The 21,231-nt window shown below is 57.3% G+C and carries 30 protein-coding genes and 1 other RNA gene; 2 read left to right on the top strand and 29 right to left on the bottom strand.

What is annotated here, in order from left to right:
• Window position 1: 1 nt before the first annotated feature.
• The 5 genes from BLW22_RS10975 to BLW22_RS10955 form a co-directional block, all read right to left on the bottom strand.
• A complete protein-coding gene (locus BLW22_RS10975; protein ID WP_074846214.1) occupies window positions 2–907 on the bottom strand; it encodes a Mu-like prophage major head subunit gpT family protein in 906 nt (301 codons plus the stop codon).
• 29 nt (window positions 908–936) lie between these two features.
• Window positions 937–1,332 (bottom strand): hypothetical protein, encoded by a 396-nt coding sequence (locus tag BLW22_RS10970; RefSeq protein WP_074846211.1) that lies wholly within the window; start codon window positions 1,330–1,332, stop codon window positions 937–939.
• Between the two features lie 3 nt (window positions 1,333–1,335).
• A complete protein-coding gene (locus BLW22_RS10965) occupies window positions 1,336–2,322 on the bottom strand; it encodes a phage protease (RefSeq protein ID WP_074846208.1) in 987 nt (328 codons plus the stop codon).
• Between the two features lie 251 nt (window positions 2,323–2,573).
• Entirely contained in the window at window positions 2,574–3,137 is a 564-nt protein-coding gene (locus BLW22_RS10960) for a phage virion morphogenesis protein (protein ID WP_074846206.1), read from the bottom strand.
• Window positions 3,138–3,146: 9 nt separating this feature from the next.
• The gene (locus BLW22_RS10955; protein ID WP_074846203.1) at window positions 3,147–4,409 is read right to left on the bottom strand and encodes a PBECR2 nuclease fold domain-containing protein; all 1,263 of its coding nucleotides are present in this window, start codon (window positions 4,407–4,409) and stop codon (window positions 3,147–3,149) included.
• A 74-nt stretch (window positions 4,410–4,483) separates the two neighbouring features.
• Between BLW22_RS10955 and BLW22_RS10950 the strand changes: the two genes are divergently transcribed.
• The gene (locus BLW22_RS10950) at window positions 4,484–4,708 is read left to right on the top strand and encodes a hypothetical protein (protein WP_074846201.1); all 225 of its coding nucleotides are present in this window, start codon (window positions 4,484–4,486) and stop codon (window positions 4,706–4,708) included.
• On the opposite strand, the gene BLW22_RS10945 is transcribed toward BLW22_RS10950, so the two are convergent.
• From BLW22_RS10945 to BLW22_RS10830, 24 genes are all read right to left on the bottom strand, one after another.
• Window positions 4,695–6,251: a DUF935 domain-containing protein gene (locus tag BLW22_RS10945; protein WP_074846197.1), complete on the bottom strand. Its 1,557-nt coding sequence runs from the start codon at window positions 6,249–6,251 to the stop codon at window positions 4,695–4,697. The genes BLW22_RS10950 and BLW22_RS10945 overlap by 14 nt on opposite strands.
• On the bottom strand, window positions 6,251–7,804 hold the full coding sequence (locus BLW22_RS10940; RefSeq protein ID WP_074846193.1) for a hypothetical protein: 1,554 nt from the start codon (window positions 7,802–7,804) through the stop codon (window positions 6,251–6,253). The genes BLW22_RS10945 and BLW22_RS10940 overlap by 1 nt, the downstream gene beginning before the upstream one ends.
• On the bottom strand, window positions 7,801–8,313 hold the full coding sequence (locus BLW22_RS10935) for a DUF3486 family protein (protein ID WP_074846190.1): 513 nt from the start codon (window positions 8,311–8,313) through the stop codon (window positions 7,801–7,803). Before BLW22_RS10935 ends, BLW22_RS10940 begins: the two co-directional genes overlap by 4 nt.
• Window positions 8,314–8,317: 4 nt before the next feature.
• The gene (locus tag BLW22_RS10930) at window positions 8,318–8,629 is read right to left on the bottom strand and encodes a hypothetical protein (RefSeq protein ID WP_074846187.1); all 312 of its coding nucleotides are present in this window, start codon (window positions 8,627–8,629) and stop codon (window positions 8,318–8,320) included.
• Entirely contained in the window at window positions 8,629–8,937 is a 309-nt protein-coding gene (locus tag BLW22_RS10925; protein WP_074846184.1) for a hypothetical protein, read from the bottom strand. Before BLW22_RS10925 ends, BLW22_RS10930 begins: the two co-directional genes overlap by 1 nt.
• The gene (locus BLW22_RS35955; RefSeq protein ID WP_405045528.1) at window positions 8,937–9,026 is read right to left on the bottom strand and encodes a TraR/DksA C4-type zinc finger protein; all 90 of its coding nucleotides are present in this window, start codon (window positions 9,024–9,026) and stop codon (window positions 8,937–8,939) included. The genes BLW22_RS10925 and BLW22_RS35955 overlap by 1 nt, the downstream gene beginning before the upstream one ends.
• A 115-nt stretch (window positions 9,027–9,141) precedes the next feature.
• Complete coding sequence (locus BLW22_RS10915; protein ID WP_074846180.1) at window positions 9,142–9,783, bottom strand: efflux RND transporter periplasmic adaptor subunit; 642 nt, start codon at window positions 9,781–9,783, stop codon at window positions 9,142–9,144.
• The gene (locus tag BLW22_RS10910; protein ID WP_074846177.1) at window positions 9,780–10,412 is read right to left on the bottom strand and encodes a transglycosylase SLT domain-containing protein; all 633 of its coding nucleotides are present in this window, start codon (window positions 10,410–10,412) and stop codon (window positions 9,780–9,782) included. Before BLW22_RS10910 ends, BLW22_RS10915 begins: the two co-directional genes overlap by 4 nt.
• 2 nt (window positions 10,413–10,414) lie before the next feature.
• Window positions 10,415–10,708: a putative holin gene (locus BLW22_RS10905; protein WP_083381358.1), complete on the bottom strand. Its 294-nt coding sequence runs from the start codon at window positions 10,706–10,708 to the stop codon at window positions 10,415–10,417.
• A 445-nt stretch (window positions 10,709–11,153) separates the two neighbouring features.
• Window positions 11,154–11,678 (bottom strand): DUF4339 domain-containing protein, encoded by a 525-nt coding sequence (locus tag BLW22_RS10900; protein WP_074846171.1) that lies wholly within the window; start codon window positions 11,676–11,678, stop codon window positions 11,154–11,156.
• Window positions 11,678–12,124 carry a Mor transcription activator family protein gene (locus tag BLW22_RS10895; RefSeq protein WP_074846168.1) on the bottom strand — a complete coding sequence of 149 codons (447 nt, stop codon included), beginning with the start codon at window positions 12,122–12,124 and terminating at the stop codon, window positions 11,678–11,680. Before BLW22_RS10895 ends, BLW22_RS10900 begins: the two co-directional genes overlap by 1 nt.
• Window positions 12,121–12,537, bottom strand: a complete 417-nt coding sequence (locus BLW22_RS10890) for a gp16 family protein (protein WP_074846165.1) — start codon at window positions 12,535–12,537, stop codon at window positions 12,121–12,123. Before BLW22_RS10890 ends, BLW22_RS10895 begins: the two co-directional genes overlap by 4 nt.
• A 36-nt stretch (window positions 12,538–12,573) precedes the next feature.
• Entirely contained in the window at window positions 12,574–13,245 is a 672-nt protein-coding gene (locus tag BLW22_RS10885) for a DUF2786 domain-containing protein (protein WP_074846163.1), read from the bottom strand.
• Between the two features lie 5 nt (window positions 13,246–13,250).
• An RNA gene (locus BLW22_RS10880) (hammerhead ribozyme type II) lies at window positions 13,251–13,320 on the bottom strand.
• Between the two features lie 219 nt (window positions 13,321–13,539).
• A complete protein-coding gene (locus BLW22_RS10875) occupies window positions 13,540–13,956 on the bottom strand; it encodes a hypothetical protein (protein WP_074846160.1) in 417 nt (138 codons plus the stop codon).
• A gap of 2 nt (window positions 13,957–13,958) precedes the next feature.
• Window positions 13,959–14,228 carry a host nuclease inhibitor protein gene (locus tag BLW22_RS10870; RefSeq protein WP_074846157.1) on the bottom strand — a complete coding sequence of 90 codons (270 nt, stop codon included), beginning with the start codon at window positions 14,226–14,228 and terminating at the stop codon, window positions 13,959–13,961.
• Window position 14,229: 1 nt separating this feature from the next.
• On the bottom strand, window positions 14,230–14,850 hold the full coding sequence (locus BLW22_RS10865) for a DUF3164 family protein (RefSeq protein WP_074846154.1): 621 nt from the start codon (window positions 14,848–14,850) through the stop codon (window positions 14,230–14,232).
• Window positions 14,851–14,860: 10 nt separating this feature from the next.
• A complete protein-coding gene (locus BLW22_RS10860) occupies window positions 14,861–15,184 on the bottom strand; it encodes a hypothetical protein (RefSeq protein WP_074846151.1) in 324 nt (107 codons plus the stop codon).
• Window positions 15,168–15,548 (bottom strand): hypothetical protein, encoded by a 381-nt coding sequence (locus BLW22_RS10855; protein ID WP_074846148.1) that lies wholly within the window; start codon window positions 15,546–15,548, stop codon window positions 15,168–15,170. The genes BLW22_RS10860 and BLW22_RS10855 overlap by 17 nt, the downstream gene beginning before the upstream one ends.
• Window positions 15,545–16,156: a hypothetical protein gene (locus tag BLW22_RS10850; protein ID WP_235865581.1), complete on the bottom strand. Its 612-nt coding sequence runs from the start codon at window positions 16,154–16,156 to the stop codon at window positions 15,545–15,547. The genes BLW22_RS10855 and BLW22_RS10850 overlap by 4 nt, the downstream gene beginning before the upstream one ends.
• 3 nt (window positions 16,157–16,159) lie before the next feature.
• Entirely contained in the window at window positions 16,160–16,879 is a 720-nt protein-coding gene (locus BLW22_RS10845; protein ID WP_074846143.1) for an AAA family ATPase, read from the bottom strand.
• Between the two features lie 24 nt (window positions 16,880–16,903).
• Entirely contained in the window at window positions 16,904–18,955 is a 2,052-nt protein-coding gene (locus tag BLW22_RS10840; RefSeq protein WP_074848133.1) for a Mu transposase C-terminal domain-containing protein, read from the bottom strand.
• Window positions 18,948–19,388 (bottom strand): hypothetical protein, encoded by a 441-nt coding sequence (locus BLW22_RS10835; protein ID WP_074846141.1) that lies wholly within the window; start codon window positions 19,386–19,388, stop codon window positions 18,948–18,950. The genes BLW22_RS10840 and BLW22_RS10835 overlap by 8 nt, the downstream gene beginning before the upstream one ends.
• 2 nt (window positions 19,389–19,390) lie before the next feature.
• Window positions 19,391–19,729 carry a helix-turn-helix domain-containing protein gene (locus BLW22_RS10830; protein WP_074846138.1) on the bottom strand — a complete coding sequence of 113 codons (339 nt, stop codon included), beginning with the start codon at window positions 19,727–19,729 and terminating at the stop codon, window positions 19,391–19,393.
• A 242-nt stretch (window positions 19,730–19,971) separates the two neighbouring features.
• Between BLW22_RS10830 and BLW22_RS10825 the strand changes: the two genes are divergently transcribed.
• The gene (locus BLW22_RS10825) at window positions 19,972–20,625 is read left to right on the top strand and encodes an XRE family transcriptional regulator (protein WP_074846135.1); all 654 of its coding nucleotides are present in this window, start codon (window positions 19,972–19,974) and stop codon (window positions 20,623–20,625) included.
• Window positions 20,626–21,231: the final 606 nt, after the last annotated feature.

Raw genomic sequence — 21,231 nt, 5'->3', positions numbered from 1 at the left:
CTTAGGCCTCGCCAGTCGAGCCGAACGCCAGTTGCCAGAAGCCATAACCACCGGCTGCCCGTGCTTCTGCCCCGAACTTGAATTTTTTACGGCTGAAGACATCGTCCGCTTGCGGATCCGTCTGCTGGACGAAGTCCGGCGCCTTGCGTTCCTGGTAGATGAAGGGGCGAACAGGCTTGCTGGTGTCCAGCAGGAACCAGGCGGTGTCCGAGATGATACGAGTGGAGACAACCAGCTCGGCAGTACCTTTGTAGAGGTTGACCTTGCCGTCTTCCAGGCGATCAGCAGTCAGCAACGCCTTAGCGGTGTCTTCCAGGCCGGGGCCGACCAACAGAATCGTCGGCCGCACATTCAATGGGCGGCCATCATCGTCCTTGAACTTGCCCATGGCAGTACGGGCCGCACCGTAACTGGCCTTGGCTGCTGCCTGGGTCGCAATAGACAGCGCGGCGGTCCCCTTATTACTGACGCTGCCCTTACCGACGGGATGGTCCGTGTCGAAGAAGTACTGCTTGTCATAGCAGAGGTTGTCGAAGGCACCGTTGACCAGCTCGTACACAAGTTCATCGGGCAACTGCTTGGCCGAGAATCCAGCCATTTGTGCCTGGGGCGCGTAGATGCCGAGTTGATCGTCTTCAATGTGGTTACGGTCGACCTCGACGGTGGCTTCGAAATCTTCGTTTTCCACGGTATAGGCGTAAGCCTTCAGGCTCTTGACGTGCTTTTCCCCGACCCAACGGCGCATCTTTGGAAACGCCGATAACCAGGCGTAAATGTTGCTGCCGGTAGAACTGGGCACCTTCATTGCGATCTTTTCCCAGGTACTGGGCGCTTCCGCAAAGGCGTTGTTGAACAGGGTTTTCAGGGCAACGAACGCCAACTGAATCGAGGCTTTGTTAACTAACATGCGCAATGCGCTCCTATATATAGAGGGAGTTACTCAACCCATACGCCGTCGGCATCAATACCGACGATGCGTCCGGCGGCGGATCGGGTGCCGCCTGCATCAGTAGCCGCAACGGTTTCGTCATCGACGATGTAAGCGGGCTTGAACAGGTGCGCCTGAGTGATGGTGCCGTCATTGGCCCAAAGGAATGCCTTGCCATGGCGGATCTCGACCTGCTTAGCGCCAGCAGCACCGCCTCGGTTGTCGACTTCCTCCTCAGCGCGGCCCAAGTAGGACAAGCCGAGGGCCGTTGAGCCCGGTGCGGCAAAGCCGGTGGCCGATGCGACCACCAGAGAGCCAGCGAAGATATGGACGTTGGCCGCGATGGGGATCACCAGAGTCTCGGTATCCTTCATCGGAGTATTACGATCTTGGGTCAGCGACACGGCTTACACCTCGCTCTGTTTGGTTTTCGCGAAATCGACCGGATCTACGCCCAACAGCTTGCACATGGCTTGCTCTTCGGAGTTGAGCGCGGTGACGGTGTTTTCGGGTTGGCGGCCGCCCAGGTTGCTGGCGTCAGCAACAACCGGCGCGGCATCCACGAAGGCTTTGAAACGACTCAGGCCCGCTTCGTCCTGACACATGGCGCGGTGGTAGTCCACGGTCGCCGGGGTGATCTTCCCGGCCTGAGTGGCAGCAGTAATGACCGCGTCGACGGCCTTGGAGTGTTCTGTTTTCTTGTGCTCGGCGAGTGCCTGTTCGGCATTCAGTGCGCGAGACTCCACCGCGTTGTAATCAGCGCGAGGCACGAACCGCTCCAGGTTGCCCGACTCGGTGTTGAGTGCCTGGTTAGTAGCGTTCAGTTTGGCGGTGGTGGCCGTAAAGACCTGTTCTGCGGTCGCCGTCTCAGGCAAACCAAGTAGCTTTAAAAGCTCTGGTGAGGGTTTCACAGGTACATTCTCCAATTGCTCTTGATTGAGAGCTGTCATGACGAGGTTGGGGATGTTGGTAAGTGCTGCGCTGACCATGCGCACGATGCGTTTGGTCTCATCGTCGTAATCGAAAACAGGGGAAAGGAATCGGTACTCTTTGTTTTCTACCTGGAGTTCGCCGCGTGGCGTCCATTCGGCCAGGCCCCACAAAGCACCGTCGCGTATCTCCAACTGTTTGATCCAAGCACCGGCCGGTGCTTCCTGGCCAAGAGGGGCGCGGCGCTGGGTGGCATGCTCCCAGTCGATGGGCAAATCGATTGCCCGGCTGGAAAAGTTGGTTTGCACGAACTGATGGGCCACGTCGTCGAACAGCCAGGTGCGGCCGTCACGGCCAACAACGGTTGGGCCTGCGGGAATGAGTTCCACCCACTCGGGCGCCTTCCCATCGGAAAGCTCGACGGAGCTGTAGATCTCTGAGTTAACGGCGAGTTGAGTTTTCATGCCGCCAGTGTCGGCGGGCTATCGAAGGCGGGGAGTTTCGGCGCGGCGTAAGGTTTTAATCCGTGTTGCACCCCTGGGGGGATACACCGTCAGCCCATTCTATACGTAGAGAATGGGGAATCGTGTCTCACGGGCGCGTTGCGGTTGGCATTCTGAGCCAATCTAACGCGGGTCTAACGGTTGTTGCTGACCCTATCGGCGGCGGATGTACCGCGAACAGCTCAGCGCGCCGCAAAAACGATTACAGGCGATCAACCTGTAAAGCCTTCTGTGAGGTAATCGCCCACGATGGCCAGGATCTCGGTTTCATCCTCCGAAGACAGGCCAAGATATGGCCGGGCCTGCATTTCCGTAGAGCTTGCACCTCGGGTTGCCCACTGGGAAAAGTTGGATTTGTTCTTTTTCACAAAGCGGTTGCCCACCGATCCATCTTTCCCCTGACGGTAGTAGACCTGCTGTGACCTGGCTGCATGCTCGATCTTGCCGCCCAACTGGTGGATAGCGCCGTACACCCGATCAGTGCCAAACGCCAGTTCGTTGTTGCTGACGTTGTGGCGCAGAGTGTCCTGCAGCGTGCCTTTCTCACGCAGGATGCGACCACCTTTCTTGCGGGCCAGGGTCGACGGTGCAAGCGGCGCCCAAGGCGAGCCGTCCGGGGCGACCTGCTGGCGAAAGCGGTCATCCGTGGATTGGTGCAGGTATTCGGCTATGTCGTTGAGTGGCGTCGTCAGATCGCCCAAGCGCTCGATCAGGTCATCCAGGCTCTTGCCCACCGACGTTGTATCAACGGATACCTCAAGCATTGAACCGGCCATGTGTTGCTCCTATTCGGTACGCCGATAAAGCAGAACGCCCAGGCGCAACGCCTCAAGGTACTGCTCACTGTCATCTACAAACCCGGTGACACCGGTCCAGCCGTCCGCGCCCTGATCGAACACGGCCACGGCAGGCTCGGCCTTACCCTTTACCTGGACGTGCGCCAGGAAGCGGCGGCGTAGTACCGCCTTGCCCTGGTCGGGTTGCCATTCCAGACGTGCCCATATTTCGTCGGGCGTCTTGATGGCTTCAGCCAACAAGAGGAGTTCACGTGCTTTGATTTCCTGAGGCAACGCTATTGCGCCGGTTTTGGCACCGCTGAACATCTCCCGGCCGATGACCAGGGCATCACCCGTCACATCGCGGAATACTGCAGGTGTCGCATCGGCGGCGCCAAACTCGCCCAGGAACTGGGTTACAGCATTCGCTGCAGGCACTTTGGCAGGGAGCAGGCGCTTTGCTGGTACCGGGCGAGGTTGCGGTAAAGGGCCACTCGGCTGGCGGTTAGGCAACCCTTGCCCAGGGGCTTGAGCTGCTGACGGCGAGGGCACAAGGTCACGGGTGCGCAGCTGGGGCACGGAGTTCGCCAGTCGGGACTGTCCTGGTGAGTATTCGAAACCTGGATCAATCCCCTTAGGCACTCGTACAGTGCGTGGGCCGTTGGGGCTGTTCGTGCCAATAACCCGCTCCTCCCACTCAACGGCGGGCGCCGGACCAATCGTCAGGCCCTGGCGCTCCACGTCCCTGGCCGAGAGCATGAACTTCTTGCACTTGCAGCCCCAGCCGTTTTGCGGGGTATGGGTTGCCCACCACGGGTCATCGAGCGGCAGTGTGGTGCCGTTCCAGGACAAGTGCATGGGCCGTGGGTGGGCACTGTCGCCATGGCGGTAAACCGCGTAGGGGCGGCGCTTGCGCAATTCCGGGTCTGCCATCTGGGCTTCGCGCCCAGCGTTGTAGGACTGGCGCAGATTGGTTTCCCAGATGACATTGGTGCGCCAACCACGCTCGCCCTGGTACTGCCAGCCATGTTTACCCACGACCTGGTCAAAGTCTTTGCGGAACTGCTCCAGGGTAGTCCCGCTGGCGATGGACCTTTCCACCGCGCCGCGTAGATCGGTCAGCAGATCGCGTCTTACGGCACCGGCCACGACAAAGGCGTAGTCGTGCTCAGCGGCGTAAACGTCCGTCCAGGCGCGGGTTGGCAGGTCGACCTTTCCTCTGAAATAGTCAATCTGTTCCTTGAAAGGTAGTGAACCATGAGAGACAGCCATTTATAGTCCTTGCCTAGCGCACTGTTTTTGCGGTGAGTCAATTTCGAGTAGCCAATACGACGAAGGGGTGATTCATGTCTATTAACGAAAAACACCTAGAAGTGGTTCTGACAACCCTCCTTGCTGACTTCGGCTTGGCCGTCTCAGCAATTGTCATTGCGATCAAACGACAACCAGGTTTCGATGTGGCCGCATATGATGCGGATATTGAGACAATGCTGGCGATTCCTGACCGTTCTAAAACATTTCGCACAATACTTGAAACGACACTTTCGTCCGAAGAGACTAAAGTCCCCTGAGAATGTCATCGCGGCCAGCCAGGCTGGCAGCAGCCAAACCGTCGGCAATGGCGTCCGCCAACTGGATGGTGGTCATCAGCGGATAGGCTTCAATCAACCGATCCCGAAACTCTTCCAGGCTATGGACTGTGTCTAGCAGTTCTTTGAGCTGCTCGACCATGTCATCCATGTACACCCCCACTGATCGCTCCATCGTCTGCACCTGGTTATCCACGATGTCCGGCGCTACCTTTGGCTTGGCCGGCGTCTGCTCACTGTTAGCCGCCTGAGCCAATGCCTTAGAAGGCACAGCCACAGGTGCCCCCAGCACCTCCGCGCCTGCAGCCGGGGCTGGGAGATTGAGCTTGTCGCGAATGACCGACTGTTCGACCCTCAATCCAAGTGGCACCAGCTCCTTCAAGGCGCTGATAAGAATCTTGATGTCTTCAGGCTGGGGCACATCAAGAATCAGCTTTGGATAATTTCGACCTGGTGCAAAGTTCAGATCGCACCAGGGCCGCACAAAGTAGCGGTTCAGCGTATTGGATTCCGCCTTGGCATCAGCCTGCAGCAGATCCAGTCGTACTTCGTTGTGGATCGTCGCCTGGGCCTGGCTGGACCCATCGTCAGTGGACATGGTCTGGCCGACCACGGCTTTGCTGACCTGCTTGTCCCACCACTCGGCCAGGCCTTTAAAGAAGTCACCGGCGCCGGCCACGTTCGCAGCCTGGGTGAAGTCGATGCGCATGCTGTCCGGGATCACAGCTGCAGCATCGCTGCCGAGGTTGGCCACCGCCGACATGAGGGTCGCAATATCGTCCTTGCTGGCACCTGGTCCGTATCGCCCAACGCGCATGGGCATGCCGAAGATGTCGGCGAAGCCCATCCAATCCTTCCAGGTCCAGGCTTTGCACATGTAAGCCACAGCAGCTAGTCGTGCCAGGCCACCCCGGATCGGTAGGCCTGATCGGATGCGCGGCAGGTGGACAATGAACTTGTAAGGCGCCAAGGCCACGCCGTTGACCATGTCAGCCTCATCTAGCAGGCGCAGCTCCCGGCCGGTGTCGCGGTCGAACTGGAAGAAGCGTTGGTCCCTTGGTTCAAAGCGCGCAGGATTCCAGGTCTTGCCGCTGCGGTCCCACATGATTTCGGAGACGGCATAGGCTTTGCCCATGGCGTCGGTCAGGTCGGCCTGCAGTTCACCGAACTCCGGAGAGTCGACTATTTCCTTGAGCTGGTCAGCCCGGCGCACGTCCTCTGCGTCGTCGCTAGCGGCTTCGACACGAATAGCCAAGCCCGATATTGCCAGTTTGCGGGTACCTAACACCGAGGCGTAATGCAGATCTTTTTCTTCCATTTCCTCGGCAAGGGTCAAGTAATCGTGGGCGTTGCCCTCGGCGGCGCCCTGCAGGATGGCGGCGAGCCGTCCAGGCGTTAGGCCGCTGGCCACCGACTGATGCCAAACCTGACGGATGCCGGTGGTTTGGGCAGCGGCCAACTCCTCGGTGAGCTTGTCGTACTGGATCGGTCGACCGTATTGGTCGACGATTTTGGATTCAGCCATTACCAAATGCCTTTTTTGGAGCGCCAACCGGCGCCGATCTGGATCTCGCGATCATGCTGGGATGCAGGCTGGACTCGGTGATATTCGATGATCTCGACTTCCTGGCGGGACGCGTAGTCGGCCAGGACAGCAGCGATACCGGCGTCGCCGTGACGTTTAGGTCCGGCCTTTTCGCCTTTCTCGTTGGTCCGCTTTTCCGGGATGCGGGCGACGCCCTTGACCATGCGGAAGGCGCGAACGTCGCTGACCACGTCTTTGTCGGCCGGGATGTCGTAGAAGGTGTCGTCTTCCAGGGATGCCTTGAACGGGGGCATGTTGTCGCGATACCAGCCCTCGGTGAGCATCACCCGTTCAATGCGGTTGAAGCCGTACTCGATGGCGGTTTCTTCCGATAGCTGCGAGCCGTTGCCCCTGGCGTCATCTGCACCTTTGAGGAAATTGGGCAGGCGGTCGATGATGTAGAACTTGATCTGCCGTTGTTGTTTGAACGGGACGTTGCGCAACTCGACCACAAAGGGTGTGCGTTTGCGTAGGTTCTGCTCTTTGAGCAGCGGCCAGATGACCGAGAGGTCGCCGGAGCGGGCGAAGTCCATGCCATAGAAACTCTGTACGTCCAATGGGATGGCCGACAGCAGCGGGAGCAGATGCTCTTCGCACCACTCCAGGGATTCGGCCAAGCGCAGGGGTTCGGCGGTGGTTTCATAGCCCTGCGGATACGCCAGACGCAGCACCGGCACGACGCGGTTACTGCGCTGTTCGACCAGGGCCATACTGAGAAAGGCGCCGCCGCCCTGTGAGGGAACGCAGTCAAGTTCCTCCTCAGCAGCTTCTCCGTAGAAGTCATATACATCCTGAACCCAGGCCGCTTCTTCCTCAGGCTTGTACTCAATACCTTTACGCAGGCAAACCCGATGGTAAAGGCCATCGGCCACAGCTTCACGAAACGAACAGCGGAACAGCTTGCCCTTGCGCTTGCCTGCCCGAATATCGTTGATCAGTTCATTGAAGGCGTTTTCCGTGCCGTCGTGGGTGCTGATTACATGTACTTCACCGCCCCAGATCAGCAGCGCCAGAGCGGCTTTCAGCAACTCGGCCAAGTCCTGGTGGAACGCGGCTTCGTCAATCACGACAACACCCTGACGGCCTCGCAGGTTGGATGGGCGACTGGTCAGCGCGACGATGCGGTGCCCGCTGGGAAAACCGATGGTGTAAGTCTTGATGTGCTTGTCTGGATCGCTGTCGGGCCAGATGCCTTCTTCGATCTGTTCAGCGGCATAGTTGTAAGCTCGCGCCCACATGGCGCATGCCTGGATGTACTCCACAGTCATGTCCTGGTTGTAGCCCAGGTAATAGACGGTCTGACCTCCCGCCGACTTTTCGGATGCTGCGACCAAGACGTTATCTGCCGCCTCGGCCCAGGTGAGGCCGATACGCCGTGACTTCTCGCCCACCTTGAGTGGGGCACGGATGCCGATCCACTCTTTTTGGTAGTCGAGCAGCACTGCCGGGGCAACCAGGGTGGCGGTACTGTCCAGGATAAGGGGGACACTCACGATGCCATCCCCAGGATTTCGCGCCGGATTTCGTCAGCTGTCGACTGAGTCATGCCGCCTTTCTTAGCGATCTTGTCAACGCGGGCCGCTGCTGTTTCGACCTTCTCCCGCCACTCGGCCTGCCATTTCTTCTGCACCACCGAGGCCTTGCCCAGTTCCGCGACGGCCTTGGCCACCTTGGGCAAGTCCATTTGATCGCCATCACTCATCAGCAGCTTGAACAGGTGTTCCTGGACCAGACGCATCAACGCTTCATTGACGGCACCTTCTTCATCTGGGGCAGCGGCCACCACAGCGCGAGCCTGCTCGCTGGCCATCTTCAAAGCGGAGAGCTTGGACTCGAAGTCCTGACCGTAACGATGCAGTGCCGACTTGCTGATCGAAAAACCCTGGTTCGACAGCTCGTTGGCCAGGGTTTCGTAGTCGCTGAAATTGTTCTCGGCCAACGCCTTATCGAGCCAGTTTTTGACCGACTTGGGCAGGCTGGCGACTTTGCTGCGCGGGGGCATGGCGTCAGCTCCAGTATTTTTCTGGTCGTGCGATACCTGGATTACAGTCGATGGTGTACTCGGCCACGTCGACGCCATAGTGGGTCAAGCCGCAGATCCATGCTCCGCTGGATTGTTTCTTCAAGGTCGCCAAGCTACGGTCGGCCAGATAATCCAGTTCGCGCCGTAGCTCCAGGCTGGTGGCGTCGGGGAAGATGCCTTGGATAGTCGACAGCACCACAGCTTCATGAGGATCAACGGGCCTCGACGTGTTGAGGGTGAGAATGATGTACCAACGCAGGGATTCCCGGCGCACCTTGGCTGGATCGATGTTCATCAACGTAGTCCTTTGAGCTGTACGTTTTCTAACTTGAGTGCCAGGCCGTCGAGCTTGGCTTCGATAATGGATTGGTTGCGTACCCAATCCTCGCGGCGGACGTAGTTCAAAGGCATTTCTCCGCGCAGGCGTTCTAACCCGATCTCAACCTGACGCAGCCGTTCACTGTCCTTGTCGACCACGGCAAACCGTTGATCTAGGCGCCGCTCCATTTGCACCAGGAGCATTTTCATCACACCGACAAAGGCGCCGAGAATGGTCACAGCGATACTGATCATCTGCCACACAGGCATTTCAAAGGTCGCCATCAAGCCTTGCTCCTTTCGCGACGTGTTTGGCACTGCGCGCAACGTTGCACACCAGGTATGGCCTGGCGCCTTTCTTCTGGGATCGGCATGTCGCAATCAGCCACCTGGCAAAACTCGGCCGAGGGGCCTGTTAAAACTTCTTGCTGTGCCAAATGAGTCGCTAAAGCGCTTTCGTTGTGCAGAGCTTCGAGTACGCTCGCGTAGTCACTTGCTTTCATTGCGTGTCCAATTGATCAGGCTTGTGAGCTGCGCCCGGCAAACGCCATGCAGCTCGGCGTTACGCACCTGGTTGGTCAGGAGTTGTTCCTGGGTGACGCCTGAGTCGAGGTCATCAGTGGTTCCGGTTCCGCTGGCAGGCGCAGGAGTTCGGCTGGAGCTGTTCGGGGTTTGCACTGGGGGAGTGGCGGCAATTCCGTTGGCTGTGTTCCACACGCGGACAAAGCCAGTGGTGAACACAGCAACAGGCAGCGGCTCAGGTTTCGCATCCAGGGCGCGACGGTAGAGTGTGGTAACACGGGCAATATCTCCTTTGAGTCGGTCGGTGGTTTTGCGCAGACTTTCTTTCGTGTCGGAGAGCTGGACAGCCAATTGGTCATTCCTGGCCTGCTCTTTAAGAAGATCTGCATTGGCCTGTTGCGCGGCACTGGTCGCCGCTTCGGCGTCGCTCTGCTTTTCCTCTGCACGCGCTTGTTCTGCCTTCGCAAGTGCCCTGTCTCCCTCAGACTTTGCTAAGGCATAACCGGCGTCGTATCTGGACTGGCCAAAGTCATCGAGCACTTTAATTGCCATGCCAAGGACGAAAAGAATGGCCAGGATCGGCAGGGATTTCAGGAACAGGCTTTTCATAGGCAGATACCTTTTCCCCAGCCTGCGTCTTCATACAGCCGTTCCCACCGCAACAGGATCAGACGGGGGTATTGACGGTTCTCCTTGAAGGCAGCGGCCGAGCGACCGTTGTTGAACCGCTCGACAGAATTGAACCAAGTCAGCGGATCGGCGCCCTTAGCCGATGCCAACTTGCGGTCTTTAATCACCCAGCCCAGACCGCCGTTGTATGCAGAAAGCATCATGGCGCCCTCATCACAGGGCGTACGTGCCTGGACCCGATCCGCCAGCCAGCGGTCATAACTGACCAGTGCTTGCATAGACCAAACCGGGTTATACGGCTCAACCTTGGCGAGAGCTTTGGGGAATAACTTGGCTAGCCAAGTGGCGGTCGAGGGCATCACCTGGCCCAAGCCTTGCGCACCGACAGGCGATTTCGCGTCGAACTTCCAGCGGCTTTCCTGATGGATCTGCGCGGCAAACGTGGCCACGGGAGCATCCAGGCCCCACTCGGCCTGGGCGATACGCGTTAAGTCACGGCGGTAATGCTCTGCCTCGGCAGGGATTTCGGCACGCGCAAAAGTGGATAAGGCAAGCCCGACAATTGTGGCCAGGCATCCGGCGCCTATATATAGAAGAACTCTGCGCATATTCAGAGCCCCAAGGTCAGGCCGAGGACGCAGGCCAGCACGACCAGTGCGCGGCGGATACCGGCCAGCGGTTGTGCGGTGCGCATTACTCTGTTCGGACGGGCATAGGGGAACAGCGCCCGGTCGATCCAGTAGCCAAGAACACCGCCCAGGGTTACCAGGCCAGCTTTGTAGAGGACTACCGGCAGTTTTGTCGGAGCCACCAATGCCAATCCGATCAACAGAATCAGCGTGATGATGGTCCAGTCGGTCATACGTGGCGCACGGGGACGCCGCTTCAAGAAATAAGGAGTCATGGGTTCGCTCGTGAGGAATTTAGGGATGCACGCAAAGCATTCAGGTGCCGTGCTGCGACTACGGCATTACCAGGGACATACACCGGCTCGCGGTACGTGGTGGTAGCCGGACGGGTGGTAGTTACAGGTGGGCGAAGTTTCTCTTGCTCGCGCACGTGCTGCTGGATATGCGCTTCACCCTGGGAAACATGCGCCTGCACTAAGTCCAGCCAGTCGGCGGGGACTTTACTTAGGAGGACATCACGAGCAAGGTCATCCCCAGCGGCAAGGATGAGCCGTGCATATTGGCGCGGCCGGTTGGGCCGGAAGGCTTTTGGGGAAGCGGGATCTGTGCGCATGGTACGAGCCTGCCGTCATGGGGAACGGAGCTAGCTTCGCGCGTAGTGGGGAGTGTTGGAGTTTCGTCGTCGCGTAAGAAGGTTCCCCGCTCAAGGGCGGGGCACACTCAGAATGTTGATCTTTGCAGCATGTGGAAAAGTAGAGGCACCACAAGAATCAAAGACAGCCATACAACCAGAGGGGCTTGGCTTTTTCCTAATCGCCGGGAGCGTAGATAGAGGTAAATAAAGATCAATCCCCAAAAGAAGCTCCACCATATAGATGGGCTTTTATGGCCAGCCTTTCGGAGGTTTGTTATATCCCACCAGCAACAGCCTACATTCACTAGCCAAACGGTTGTTGCGACAGCCCCCAAATATCGCGATTGACCGCCAATAAAAATAATCGGGGTCAATGCGATTAACCAAACCCACAAATCAGAAATTCTGTCTCCAGCCAGAGGAGGCGGTGTCGCCAAAAACTCCTGTTTAAGGTCACTCGTCTCGATGGTCATCCACTTCGACATACCTGTATACCAAACGAGCGTGCCCCGACCTATCTTGTTCGCCCTTATAAGATTTTTAATTTCTTGTTCGGCAAACGGCCCAACTCGCTCCCCTCGGTTCTCATAAAACCACTGTGTATCATTCATCAGTGGATGCTCCCTTTTTCAATGTCTTCAAAGCCGAATAGATCGGGCTCACTCTTGCGATGCAGGGCTCGCTGCTTGGCGATGATGTCATAGATGGTTTGATTCACGAGGCGATACTTTCTGGCTAATTCTAACGGTTGGAGTCCTTTTTCTTTCCAGTCATGAAAGATCGCGGCGTCCCGCATTCCCCGCTTCAACGAGTCGCCCCGAGGCAGGTAAATTACGGAGCCGCCCAGGGCATCGCAGATCGCAAACACTACGTGCCGTGCCAGTTCAGCAGCCGTAGCACCTTCTTTCATCTCCCCGTTTAGCTTGGCTTCGGCGATTTCTACCATCTCTCTCAGCGTCCCTTCCCAGCGGTTCAGGACTGTTGGATCTTGCATGTGAGCCAGTACTTTGTTCGGGTCGAGCTTATCGGAGTCATCCGGGAACAGTTGGTCAGTCATTGCGTCGGTCTCCCGTGCCGTTTGGCATCGTATGTGAGGGCAGCAACCAGTTTTCTAAGTTGCTCTGAATCCAGCCAATCGACACGCTCTACCTTGAACATGCGCAATGCCATGCCGTCCGCGTAGGCCCAGGTACGTTTGGCCTCAGCCAGAAAAGCGCCAACCTTGCTCATCAATTTCTGGCGATCAACTGGCGTAACTGGCGACTTGCGGCCCGCCTTACTGGCGCGTTTGGGCTTCCATCCAAGACGCTGCAGCTCAGCCAGCACGGCCCCGATCTGCAAAGGCTTCAAGTCTTTCGCCGATTGAACACCACTAATCCGGTCCAGCAACGCACGGTAGGTTTCGTCGTCCAGGCCGAGGTCTTTTTTAGCGATATGAATTTTGCTGAGCTGGGTGTTTCGTGTGTTCATTGCGTTCCCCTTCGCTAACACGGCGCTCGCTGAGCGCTAGTTGAGTGCAAGCTGTTCTTGTCCGTTGACCCCATGGTTCAGACGCACATCACCTGCTGCGAGGATGCCGTGCATCGCATCGGTTAACGAACGTACGCCGTTGCCCTTGCTGGCATTGCGGTCTCGTCCGCTGGACTGCACAGTTTCGGGGTGATGTTTGAGCATGTACTCCACTGCGGCTGGTGATGGTTCATCGTTACCGGCAAAGGCCATAACCTGCTGGCGAACACCCCACACCCAGGCTCCGCAGAACACATCAGCGCGCTTGGTCTTGGTCGCGGCCTTGCATCGCTTCAACTGAGTGTTGATAAAGTCGCGTCTGGACTGGCGCACCTGGCGCAGTAACAGCGTCATGGTGTAGCTGGCCAGCTCTGCCAGTTCACCGATAAAGCGCCATTCACCGATGCCCGCCATGAACAGCACTTTGCAGGCATAAGCCTTAGTGACCGCGCTGGCCAGGTTGGCTTCCCATTGCGTTGGTTTGATCTTCGAGCCGCTACGGGCTGCACACTCGTACACCTCGGAGAGCTGTATGTCTGACTCCTCAAGGCGGTGCTTTTCCATCAAGGCACGAGCTTGCCGCATCGCTGCTGCAGCTTCGTGCGGGTTGTCGCTCGCCGCTAGGCGCAGGAGTTTCTTGATTTTTTCCAGGGCTTTGCTGTGATCCATATTGTCCTCGGCTGCTCATCAGTGCCGGACCACCACGTCCGGCAGACCAACCCGGCAAGCCGGGTGGTTTCGCATCAGTGAATCGTAGGTTTGTCATCCGAAAGCTCACGGGCGGCACGGCATTTTTCGCAGTCACAAGGCGCTCCGCGAATGAGCCTCGGTGCAAGGGTTACTAACCCAAGAGCAAGGCGTGCCGCTGGGCCTTCTAAGCCTGACGGGCCAGAGAGATTTACGGCGATGCCAAAGTCATCGTCATCTTTGATTGTGATGGTGTACTCAGCCATGGGTGTCTCCTCAGCGTTGCTTGTGAAATGTGATGTGGTAATCGCGGGCAATTTGGCGCACGTACTTCTCGCTCATGTGGTGCTTACGGGCTATCCACCTGGGGGAGTTACCCATGGCTGCATCAGCCATAATCAGTCCCGCATGCTTGTCGGCATCAACTGGCGGGGCTTCGGGCTCTTTAGGTACGACGACCTCCGGGCTTACCGCAGGGGCGGTCGGTGCAAATAGATGGGCATAGACCGGGGAGCGCTCCGGGTTGATGGTGAAGGTCGCCGGGGCGCTGCTCATCTTGTGGCCGACTTCTTGAATCTTGCCGCCACGAACCACGAACTCCGCTGTCAGGCGTTCAAGGTTGGCGCGCTCGATCTCGTGTTGCGCCGAGTGGATCGGCAGCGGATCGCTCCGGGTATCGTGATAGCGCTCCATGATCAGACCCCCAGCGCACGAAAGCCGGATTGATTGTTTTCGCCTAAGAGCTGTATGAACTGCGCGATGGCGGTAATGCCCTCGCGTTGCCCCTGAGCGTTGCGTACACCAGGAACAAACATTGTTGTCTTATCCCAGTCAGCATTGGTCGCTAGGATCTGGCGGACAGTCTTGTCCTCACCCTCGGCCAAGCCAAATGCCCCTTCTGGGACATAGCCCCCAAAATCGATGTGGCCGGAAATGAAGCAATAAGCGGTGACGGTCTTTTTCATTTTAAACTCCCGCAATATCAAGGCTGATCGCTTCGTATTGGTCGGTATCACCGACACGCTGGTACACGCGGATGTAGGACTTGGAGCCAATGACCTGGCACGCGTCGCCAATAGCCTGCATCGCCCGCTGCCAGCGTTCATCCTTGATTTCGAGGCGACGTAGCGCCAGTACCCGAGCGGTGCGGATGTCACCTTTCTGGTCAGTACGAAAGGCGTCATTTACCAGCGTGACTACCTCGGGACGTGCCCCGGCGGTCCAGTCGCGTAGGCATTCGTCAATCAACGCTCTTGCAGCCTGTAAGCGCTCGTCGAAGGCGATGCTTTCCTGGACTGCACGCATGATCTTGTAACGACCGTCAAAGCTGATCAGGCTGACATTGCCCTTCTTGCCGCCGATCTGGGCCCCGTACTGCTCGGCACTGAGTTCCACGAACGCCTCAATATCGCCAAACGCCGCAGCCTTAAACTTTGCCAGTACCGAGTTGGCGCTCCGGGCTTGCTCAACCAAGGCGAGTACCAGGGCGTCCCGTTCCAAGTCGATAGGCTTGATCATCGCTTCGGGGATCAGGCGTTTTTGCGCGTCAACCCGGTAGCCTTCGGGAATGGTTTGTTGTTGGGTCATTGTCAGTTCCTCAATGGACGGTGCTGTGGGCCCAGTCTTCTGGGCGGGTGGCGCTGATGGGCTCGCGCCATTCCAGGGTCACGCCCTGGAACTGCACGACGTAACGGGTGCTACCGGCGCTGGGGTGCCGTTGGTAGCCGGTGACTGGTTGAGTGCCGACAATCTTGAATCCGGCAGCAGGTTCGATAGTCAGGCTGTTCTCCATAGGCTCAATGCGTAGCAGGCGAACGCCCATCTGTTGCAACGTCCGTGCGCACTGATTGAACACCCGCAGGCGGTCGGCCAGGCGCGGGGTCAAGACTTTCAATGGAGTACAACTAGTGGAGGCGAGCATGGGCATTCTCCTGGTTGCAGCAGTCGGGGTTGATCGGGCAATGCTGGCAGGCACGCCACCGCTGCATAGCCTGTGGGTTATGGGTCGGTGCCGGTTTTTCGCGATAGCTTTGGCACTGATCGCTGGTGACGTTGTCGTCGAGGGCGACACATTCAATGCGGCCCAGGGTTTCCATTACCCGCCGCTCAACACCAGCAGTACTGGGTGATGAATAGCGGTTGGATAGAACCAGGCTGACAGCTGTACGGCTCATGCCGATGCGCTGACTGGCCTTGGTCTTGTTGGTGGCGGCAACTTCGGCGGCAAGTAGGCGCACGAACAACGGCGCGTCCTGGCCCCAGGCGGTGAGATTGACCTGGTTCATTCGGTCACGACCTGGGCAGCCTTACGCCACACCACTTGATCTAAGTTCGGGTCGTAGACCTGGTCGAAGTCACGCTGGTAGATGGGGTGTTTGGGGCCGCTATACCGCGACCGCACCAGACAAAATCGCGTTTTAACGCCTGGTGTTCCGCCTGTGCGAGTCACGTAGCCAGCCTTTGCCAGGCCCGACAAGTACACATGAGCGCCGAACTCACTTATGGATACACCGTTAACACTGGCTGCGGCTGCGGCCTCAGCGGCGGTGAACTCCCCAAGAATGCGCAACGCCCGCCAGATGTTTTCTACACCACCTGCGTGGGTCGAACGCTTGCCGTGATGGTTGACCCGTGGAGCTTCGACGCCTTCATCTTTGAGTAGCGTCCATTCGGAATCGCGGCGGTCGATGTTGCGGATTTTGCTGACAATCCCGGCCTTTTCCATATCTCGAAAATAGGCGCGTACGGCTTGATCGTCTTGGTTCGATTTGCGCGCAACAGTGTAGATTGTCAGTGCTTTAGGTCCTGCGTTGACAGCGCGGATAGCTTCCCAAATGTATTGGCGAGGGGACTTACCGCCCACCATCACCAAATCGGCTCTGATCCTTGGCATCCCTCAGGCCCTCCGCGACGGAGCTTCGCCGGTAAACCAGCCGCGTGTGCCCCATCCGGCAAGATCAATGCTGTCGATGGCCTGTGCTTGAGTTTCGCTGTAGACCTTGTAGAGGTTGACGGCAACACGGCGCAGGCATCCGCTGACCTTGACACGCAGATCCTCTAGCAGATCGTCGGAAAAACGCAGCTTCGGATAGCTGGCCTGGGCCAAAGCACGCAGATCGTCGAGGGTAGCGCGCTGCGCGGGCACCCATTCCAGCACTCTGTTATGCAGGCGCTCCAACTTGGCCAGACTGGCGGGCACGCGCTCTTCACCGATCAGAACGATGGTGCCTTCACTGGCGTTGTAGATGTCGGTCAAAACATTGGCGACGGCCTTTTCGAGCAAATACTGCACGTCGTCAATCAACAGCGGGCGACCGCTCCGGGATAATTGCTCAGAGACCTGGTCAACCATCACCGATAAAGTGGTACCCGGTACGATGCCCATTTCGCGCAAGATAGCTTGAAGAAAAGCCTTCTTACTCCAGGTGTCGCGGCATTCTACGTAATACGCACGATGCTGGTTTGCAGCGAAAGCGGCACCAACGCTTTTGCCCAGGCCGCTTGCGCCGTACATGACCACAAGCCCAGGTAACCCTTGGGGGCGATTATGGGTGCGGGAAATAGCAGCGGATAAGAGTCCGACGTTGGTCAAAGGTACGATTTTATTAACACTCATAATTCGACTCCTGGAGGTTTCGGGTTAAGCGCGGGCTTGGTCGGCGAAAGCAAACATCTGCTGAATCGACGTGAAGTCCGAGTGTTGCGGGTAACGTGAATGCCACTGGCTTTCTTCGGGCGTCAGTGATTCGCCGCTGGTGAGGCGAGCGTCGAGTTGCTGCCAGAATCGGTAGCGGGCGATGGGGTCGCCTGGTAGTTCGAAGGTCGGCGCCTGCGGTGCCGACAGTTGGGCAAATCGCTGGGCCTCGGCGAGTTGCTCAGGTGACAGGTCGTACTGGCTTGAATGGCCGGGGATAACGCGCATTTCGACGTCTTGCCCGGTAATGGTTTTGGCTTTTTTAACCAGACGGCTCAGTTGGCCGCGTTCGCGTTTGTCGCTGGCTTTTTCCAGCATAGTTTTCGGCATGGCCGGGCTAGCGTTGCCATCGAGCAGCGCTTCGCCGATCAGATCGCCCTCAAGGGAGTGGACCCAAACACGGCTAGCGTCACGGAAGTCATAGGCGACGCGGACCTGTTCCCCATGGAAACCGTCCAGGTCTTTGAGAAAGTAGGTGCCGCTGTTCCATTGCACCTGGCAACGGTGGACCGTGCGTTCAACTTGAGGCCGGGTCAGGCTTTCAACGATGTCGGCACTCGCTAACAACGGCTCCCAGCCTTCGGCCTCTGCTGCTTTCCATGCTTCCATGGGGCTTTGATGGCGCTTACGCATCGTCTGGAGGTCACGAAACCTCGGCAACCCACGATGTGGGCGACGGTTATAGTCGTCGAGCGCTTGTTGCAATGCAGTAAAGAACACCGAAAATTCCGGCACTACCGTTGGCGCCATGCCCAGTGCAAGCTGTTTGCGGGAGAGTTTGTGGGTTTTGGTGGCGGCCTCTTTATCCATGTCGGCGCCGATGTAGCTGTCGAAGGTTTTTGCGAGCCTGACCAGGATGGTTTTGTGAGGTCGCTCGATCACGCCACGCGCCTGAGAGTTGTAGGGCAGGGAGTGCGTAATGGTGCCCCCCAGGCGGTCGTTTACTTCGTAGACAACAGCGTTGTCAAAGCCGCTGCCGTTGTCGACGTAGAACACTTTGTACATGCCGCACCGACTTACACCGTCGCGCAAGGTATCCAATGTGGCCAAAGTCGACTCGGCCAAGTTGACCGAGAAGCCGACGATGCGTCGAGTCCCCCAGTCAATGACCATGGTGATTTCAGGGCGGAAGATTTGCCCTGTCAGTGGGTTCATGACTTCCGCGTCAAAGGTGTGACCGTCGGCCACCCATACGTCATTTGGCCAGAGCATGTCGGCTTGGCGACGGTTATACGCTTTTAGAGCATTCAGTTCGTGCGGCCCCATACGGCCACGCTCACGGACTGACGGACTGAGTTTTTTCAGCCAGCGGCGCACGGCATGAATACTGGGGCAAACGCTGGACTGGATGCCCTGGTGTACCTGTTTGAACTGCTCGTATGCCGCCTCGACACTCGGCTTTTGCGGACGCTGGTAGTGCTTGAGGAATTCCTCCGCCCAGGTTGGAACGCTCATGTCTTTTTGACGGCGGGCGGGGGCCAGGCCTATTTCTCCATGGGCGCGGTAGTCGGCCAACCAGCGTTTGAGCGTGCGCTCCGACAGCGTGCGGTCTTCTGTTTTGCGGTCGTTGGCGCGGATGACTCTGTCATTCAGGTAGGGGCTGAGTTCGCCGCTTTTCGCCAGTTCGACCAAGGTTGATATAGCGCGGTTTTGGCTTACGACCTTGCTCATGCGTTCGATTTCACGCACGAATGAAAGACGGGCACTCATCACAGAAGACTGTGAATCGTTCAAGCGTGACGGCTTTTCTAAGTCACGTCCCGTGGTAACTACGTAATCTACTGCAGCGTGTAAGTCGGTGGCTTCTGCAAGCGATGCAGTCAACAGCGCGGCCTGGGTGTTTTTCGGCAGTACTGAAAGTGTGTACTCAATGGCTTTACTGCCAAGGCGTTGTTGGCCTTCCCATCGTTCACGCTTAGCTCGCAATTGAATAGCGCGCTCAGTTCCTGGCATACCGGGTAACCCAGCCAGTTCGCCCGCTGAATACCAGTTACGCATGATGGCCACCCAAAGCACGTTTGAGCTCCCGAGCTTTGCGACCGGCATCATCACGCAAACGCTCAAGACGGCCTAACTCTGCATTTAAGGCATCACGCCCATATGCAATCCGTCCGCCGCGTTGATGGGCAAGCCAGTTGGTAAGTACGTGACAGCTGCAAACCTCCTCCAGTAGTGGCGCTCTATAGAACGGTAAATTGTGATCTGTACGCGCAGGGCTCGACCAAGCGTCAAGCATGTGCTTGCTTACTTCATCTCCCGAAAGGCGAGACATACGAGCCGCTATCTCATAGCGGTCTAAATCGGAACCTTTGAGGATTTCGCTAATCAGTTCACTTACCTGAATTGCGTTATTACCGTTACCGGGCAAAGCTAAAACCGGCTGGGGAACGGCGAAGATGTCCAGAGTTCGATCATCTTTGACTTTGCGCATGTTTATCCCTCCGTGCCGTTTTTACGGTGCCGAAGGTCATAAGCTGGGTTATGCTCATGGCTACAAGTTGCGTTCTTCTCGGCACGTTGTGACCTGATCCGATATGGGGTGCCGTTGAGGTTCCACCGGTCAGGCCACAAGTCGATTGGCTCAAGGCCAAGCGCCTTGGCTATAGCTCTTTCCATTCGCGGGTATGCGGTACGTTTCGCATTTTTTACGGCGGTGTCTGAGACTTTTAGCTCACGCGCCAACTTAGCCAGCGAAGTGCCTTTAGCGCGTAACTGGTACTTGATCCATTCCCAACGTAGGGTTGGGTTCAGAGGGATTTCGGTTTTGTTCATGCCATACATCCATTTTTAACCACCGGACAGGGTGGTTTTTTTGGGGTGTCTAACGTCACTTACGGCATAAACATAGCCGGTTAGTTCCTTGCGGTAAAGCGAAAAACGGCATTTCGCTAAGCCGGAAGCGGCAATTTAATAAGCGGTGTAGCTATGTCATTGGTTTTAAAGGGTTTAAATCGAATGCGAAATTTCGTTTTCGTTTGTTATGAGATTTCGCTTTCTCTCTGGGAGAAAGCGAAATGAGCGAAGATCTGGCAGCACGTATAAGAGAATGCGCCGACATGGCCGGAAGCGGCGACGAACTTTCGCGCTTAACGGCTATCCCTCGGCGTACTCTGGAGTATTACCTGACCGGGCAGCGGGAGCCCAAGGTGGCGCGCTGCGTTGAGATAGCTAAGGCGGTGGGCGTTGACATTGGATGGCTAGCATCAGGCGACGGCGATAAACATAGAGGTACGGCGGCAGCTTCCGAAGAGAGCACGTATGTATATGTGCCGTTGTACGATGCCTATTGCAGCGGTGGGCACGGCTCTTGGAACGAGGGGGCGAGAGTGCTGACCAAGCTCGCCTTTACGGCGTACTCATTTCGCAAGAAGGGTCTAGATCCGACCAGGCTGTCCGCAATCCGCGTCGACGGTGACTCTATGCTCGGATTGTTGAACGACGGCGATACAGTTCTAATCGACCATGGCCGCAACTCCCTTGAGGGAGAGGCTGTCTATGTCATCCACTTGGATGACCATCTGTACGCAAAGAGACTTCAACGCCAGTTTGACGGGTCAATCCATATCATCAGCGAGAACAAGGCTTACAAAGATATGGTGGTGCCCAAGGACAGGCTGAATGATCTACGAATCATTGGTCGTGTGGTGTGGGCTGGCGGCTGGATTTAATCGCGGCATGACCGATGCCAAAGAGCCCGCAAAGCGTGGGCTCATCGTTCAAAATAGTCTGATTTTGGTTTTGCAGCTATTTGGCATCACTTTTAAAGCCGTCGCAAACTAGGCTACTCGTAAAGGCCCGTATTACCTGGCCTGTCACGTGTTGTCCTGCTTAATCCAGCTTCTTCCCACCAGATCCCTACCGGTGCCAAAGCTGTCACTAACTCACATCGTGGTGACCGTTGGGGCTACACAACAGTGTGAATGGAGCTGACCCCCCCTGTTGTATCGCGAGCTGTTGCTATTGCTCTGTTTTTGATTTTGATTTTGATCTTAGGCGCCCCGTCAACCACGCTGGCCGAATGCAGGTTTGAATCCGTGGGTAACCCGGCAGGACGCCGGGTTAGCCGTCCTGGGCCAGGGATGGCCCATGACGGCGGCCCACGGATTCAAGCCTGCGTTCGGGCATGCCGAGCCTAGGCGAGGCACCGAGTGGTGGGGCAAGACCTTTTGGTTACTTTTGGGGCGTTTGCCAAAAGTGACCCGCTGTAAGAGCGGAACCATAGGCAGCCGTTACCGCAGCAACGGATATGTACTCATTCCAACTCCAACAAATGG

Source organism: Pseudomonas marginalis (assembly GCF_900105325.1).
Lineage (GTDB): Bacteria > Pseudomonadota > Gammaproteobacteria > Pseudomonadales > Pseudomonadaceae > Aquipseudomonas > Aquipseudomonas marginalis.
The sequence above is the reverse complement of the archived record's forward strand: the minus strand, read 5'-3'. Positions and strand labels throughout refer to the sequence as shown.

What these genes read in the sequence shown, in the direction of transcription:
- BLW22_RS10975 (WP_074846214.1), bottom strand. Translation starts at nt 907, where the DNA reads ATGTTAGTTAACAAAGCCTCGATTCAGTTGGCGTTCGTTGCCCTGAAA.
- BLW22_RS10965 (WP_074846208.1), bottom strand. Translation starts at nt 2,322, where the DNA reads ATGAAAACTCAACTCGCCGTTAACTCAGAGATCTACAGCTCCGTCGAG.
- BLW22_RS10960 (WP_074846206.1), bottom strand. Translation starts at nt 3,137, where the DNA reads ATGGCCGGTTCAATGCTTGAGGTATCCGTTGATACAACGTCGGTGGGC.
- BLW22_RS10955 (WP_074846203.1), bottom strand. Translation starts at nt 4,409, where the DNA reads ATGGCTGTCTCTCATGGTTCACTACCTTTCAAGGAACAGATTGACTAT.
- BLW22_RS10950 (WP_074846201.1), top strand. Translation starts at nt 4,484, where the DNA reads ATGTCTATTAACGAAAAACACCTAGAAGTGGTTCTGACAACCCTCCTT.
- BLW22_RS10945 (WP_074846197.1), bottom strand. Translation starts at nt 6,251, where the DNA reads ATGGCTGAATCCAAAATCGTCGACCAATACGGTCGACCGATCCAGTAC.
- BLW22_RS10935 (WP_074846190.1), bottom strand. Translation starts at nt 8,313, where the DNA reads ATGCCCCCGCGCAGCAAAGTCGCCAGCCTGCCCAAGTCGGTCAAAAAC.
- BLW22_RS10930 (WP_074846187.1), bottom strand. Translation starts at nt 8,629, where the DNA reads ATGAACATCGATCCAGCCAAGGTGCGCCGGGAATCCCTGCGTTGGTAC.
- BLW22_RS10925 (WP_074846184.1), bottom strand. Translation starts at nt 8,937, where the DNA reads ATGGCGACCTTTGAAATGCCTGTGTGGCAGATGATCAGTATCGCTGTG.
- BLW22_RS35955 (WP_405045528.1), bottom strand. Translation starts at nt 9,026, where the DNA reads ATGCCGATCCCAGAAGAAAGGCGCCAGGCCATACCTGGTGTGCAACGT.
- BLW22_RS10915 (WP_074846180.1), bottom strand. Translation starts at nt 9,783, where the DNA reads ATGAAAAGCCTGTTCCTGAAATCCCTGCCGATCCTGGCCATTCTTTTC.
- BLW22_RS10910 (WP_074846177.1), bottom strand. Translation starts at nt 10,412, where the DNA reads ATGCGCAGAGTTCTTCTATATATAGGCGCCGGATGCCTGGCCACAATT.
- BLW22_RS10905 (WP_083381358.1), bottom strand. Translation starts at nt 10,708, where the DNA reads ATGACTCCTTATTTCTTGAAGCGGCGTCCCCGTGCGCCACGTATGACC.
- BLW22_RS10900 (WP_074846171.1), bottom strand. Translation starts at nt 11,678, where the DNA reads ATGAATGATACACAGTGGTTTTATGAGAACCGAGGGGAGCGAGTTGGG.
- BLW22_RS10895 (WP_074846168.1), bottom strand. Translation starts at nt 12,124, where the DNA reads ATGACTGACCAACTGTTCCCGGATGACTCCGATAAGCTCGACCCGAAC.
- BLW22_RS10890 (WP_074846165.1), bottom strand. Translation starts at nt 12,537, where the DNA reads ATGAACACACGAAACACCCAGCTCAGCAAAATTCATATCGCTAAAAAA.
- BLW22_RS10885 (WP_074846163.1), bottom strand. Translation starts at nt 13,245, where the DNA reads ATGGATCACAGCAAAGCCCTGGAAAAAATCAAGAAACTCCTGCGCCTA.
- BLW22_RS10875 (WP_074846160.1), bottom strand. Translation starts at nt 13,956, where the DNA reads ATGGAGCGCTATCACGATACCCGGAGCGATCCGCTGCCGATCCACTCG.
- BLW22_RS10870 (WP_074846157.1), bottom strand. Translation starts at nt 14,228, where the DNA reads ATGAAAAAGACCGTCACCGCTTATTGCTTCATTTCCGGCCACATCGAT.
- BLW22_RS10865 (WP_074846154.1), bottom strand. Translation starts at nt 14,850, where the DNA reads ATGACCCAACAACAAACCATTCCCGAAGGCTACCGGGTTGACGCGCAA.
- BLW22_RS10860 (WP_074846151.1), bottom strand. Translation starts at nt 15,184, where the DNA reads ATGCTCGCCTCCACTAGTTGTACTCCATTGAAAGTCTTGACCCCGCGC.
- BLW22_RS10855 (WP_074846148.1), bottom strand. Translation starts at nt 15,548, where the DNA reads ATGAACCAGGTCAATCTCACCGCCTGGGGCCAGGACGCGCCGTTGTTC.
- BLW22_RS10850 (WP_235865581.1), bottom strand. Translation starts at nt 16,156, where the DNA reads ATGCCAAGGATCAGAGCCGATTTGGTGATGGTGGGCGGTAAGTCCCCT.
- BLW22_RS10845 (WP_074846143.1), bottom strand. Translation starts at nt 16,879, where the DNA reads ATGAGTGTTAATAAAATCGTACCTTTGACCAACGTCGGACTCTTATCC.
- BLW22_RS10840 (WP_074848133.1), bottom strand. Translation starts at nt 18,955, where the DNA reads ATGCGTAACTGGTATTCAGCGGGCGAACTGGCTGGGTTACCCGGTATG.
- BLW22_RS10835 (WP_074846141.1), bottom strand. Translation starts at nt 19,388, where the DNA reads ATGCGCAAAGTCAAAGATGATCGAACTCTGGACATCTTCGCCGTTCCC.
- BLW22_RS10830 (WP_074846138.1), bottom strand. Translation starts at nt 19,729, where the DNA reads ATGAACAAAACCGAAATCCCTCTGAACCCAACCCTACGTTGGGAATGG.
- BLW22_RS10825 (WP_074846135.1), top strand. Translation starts at nt 19,972, where the DNA reads ATGAGCGAAGATCTGGCAGCACGTATAAGAGAATGCGCCGACATGGCC.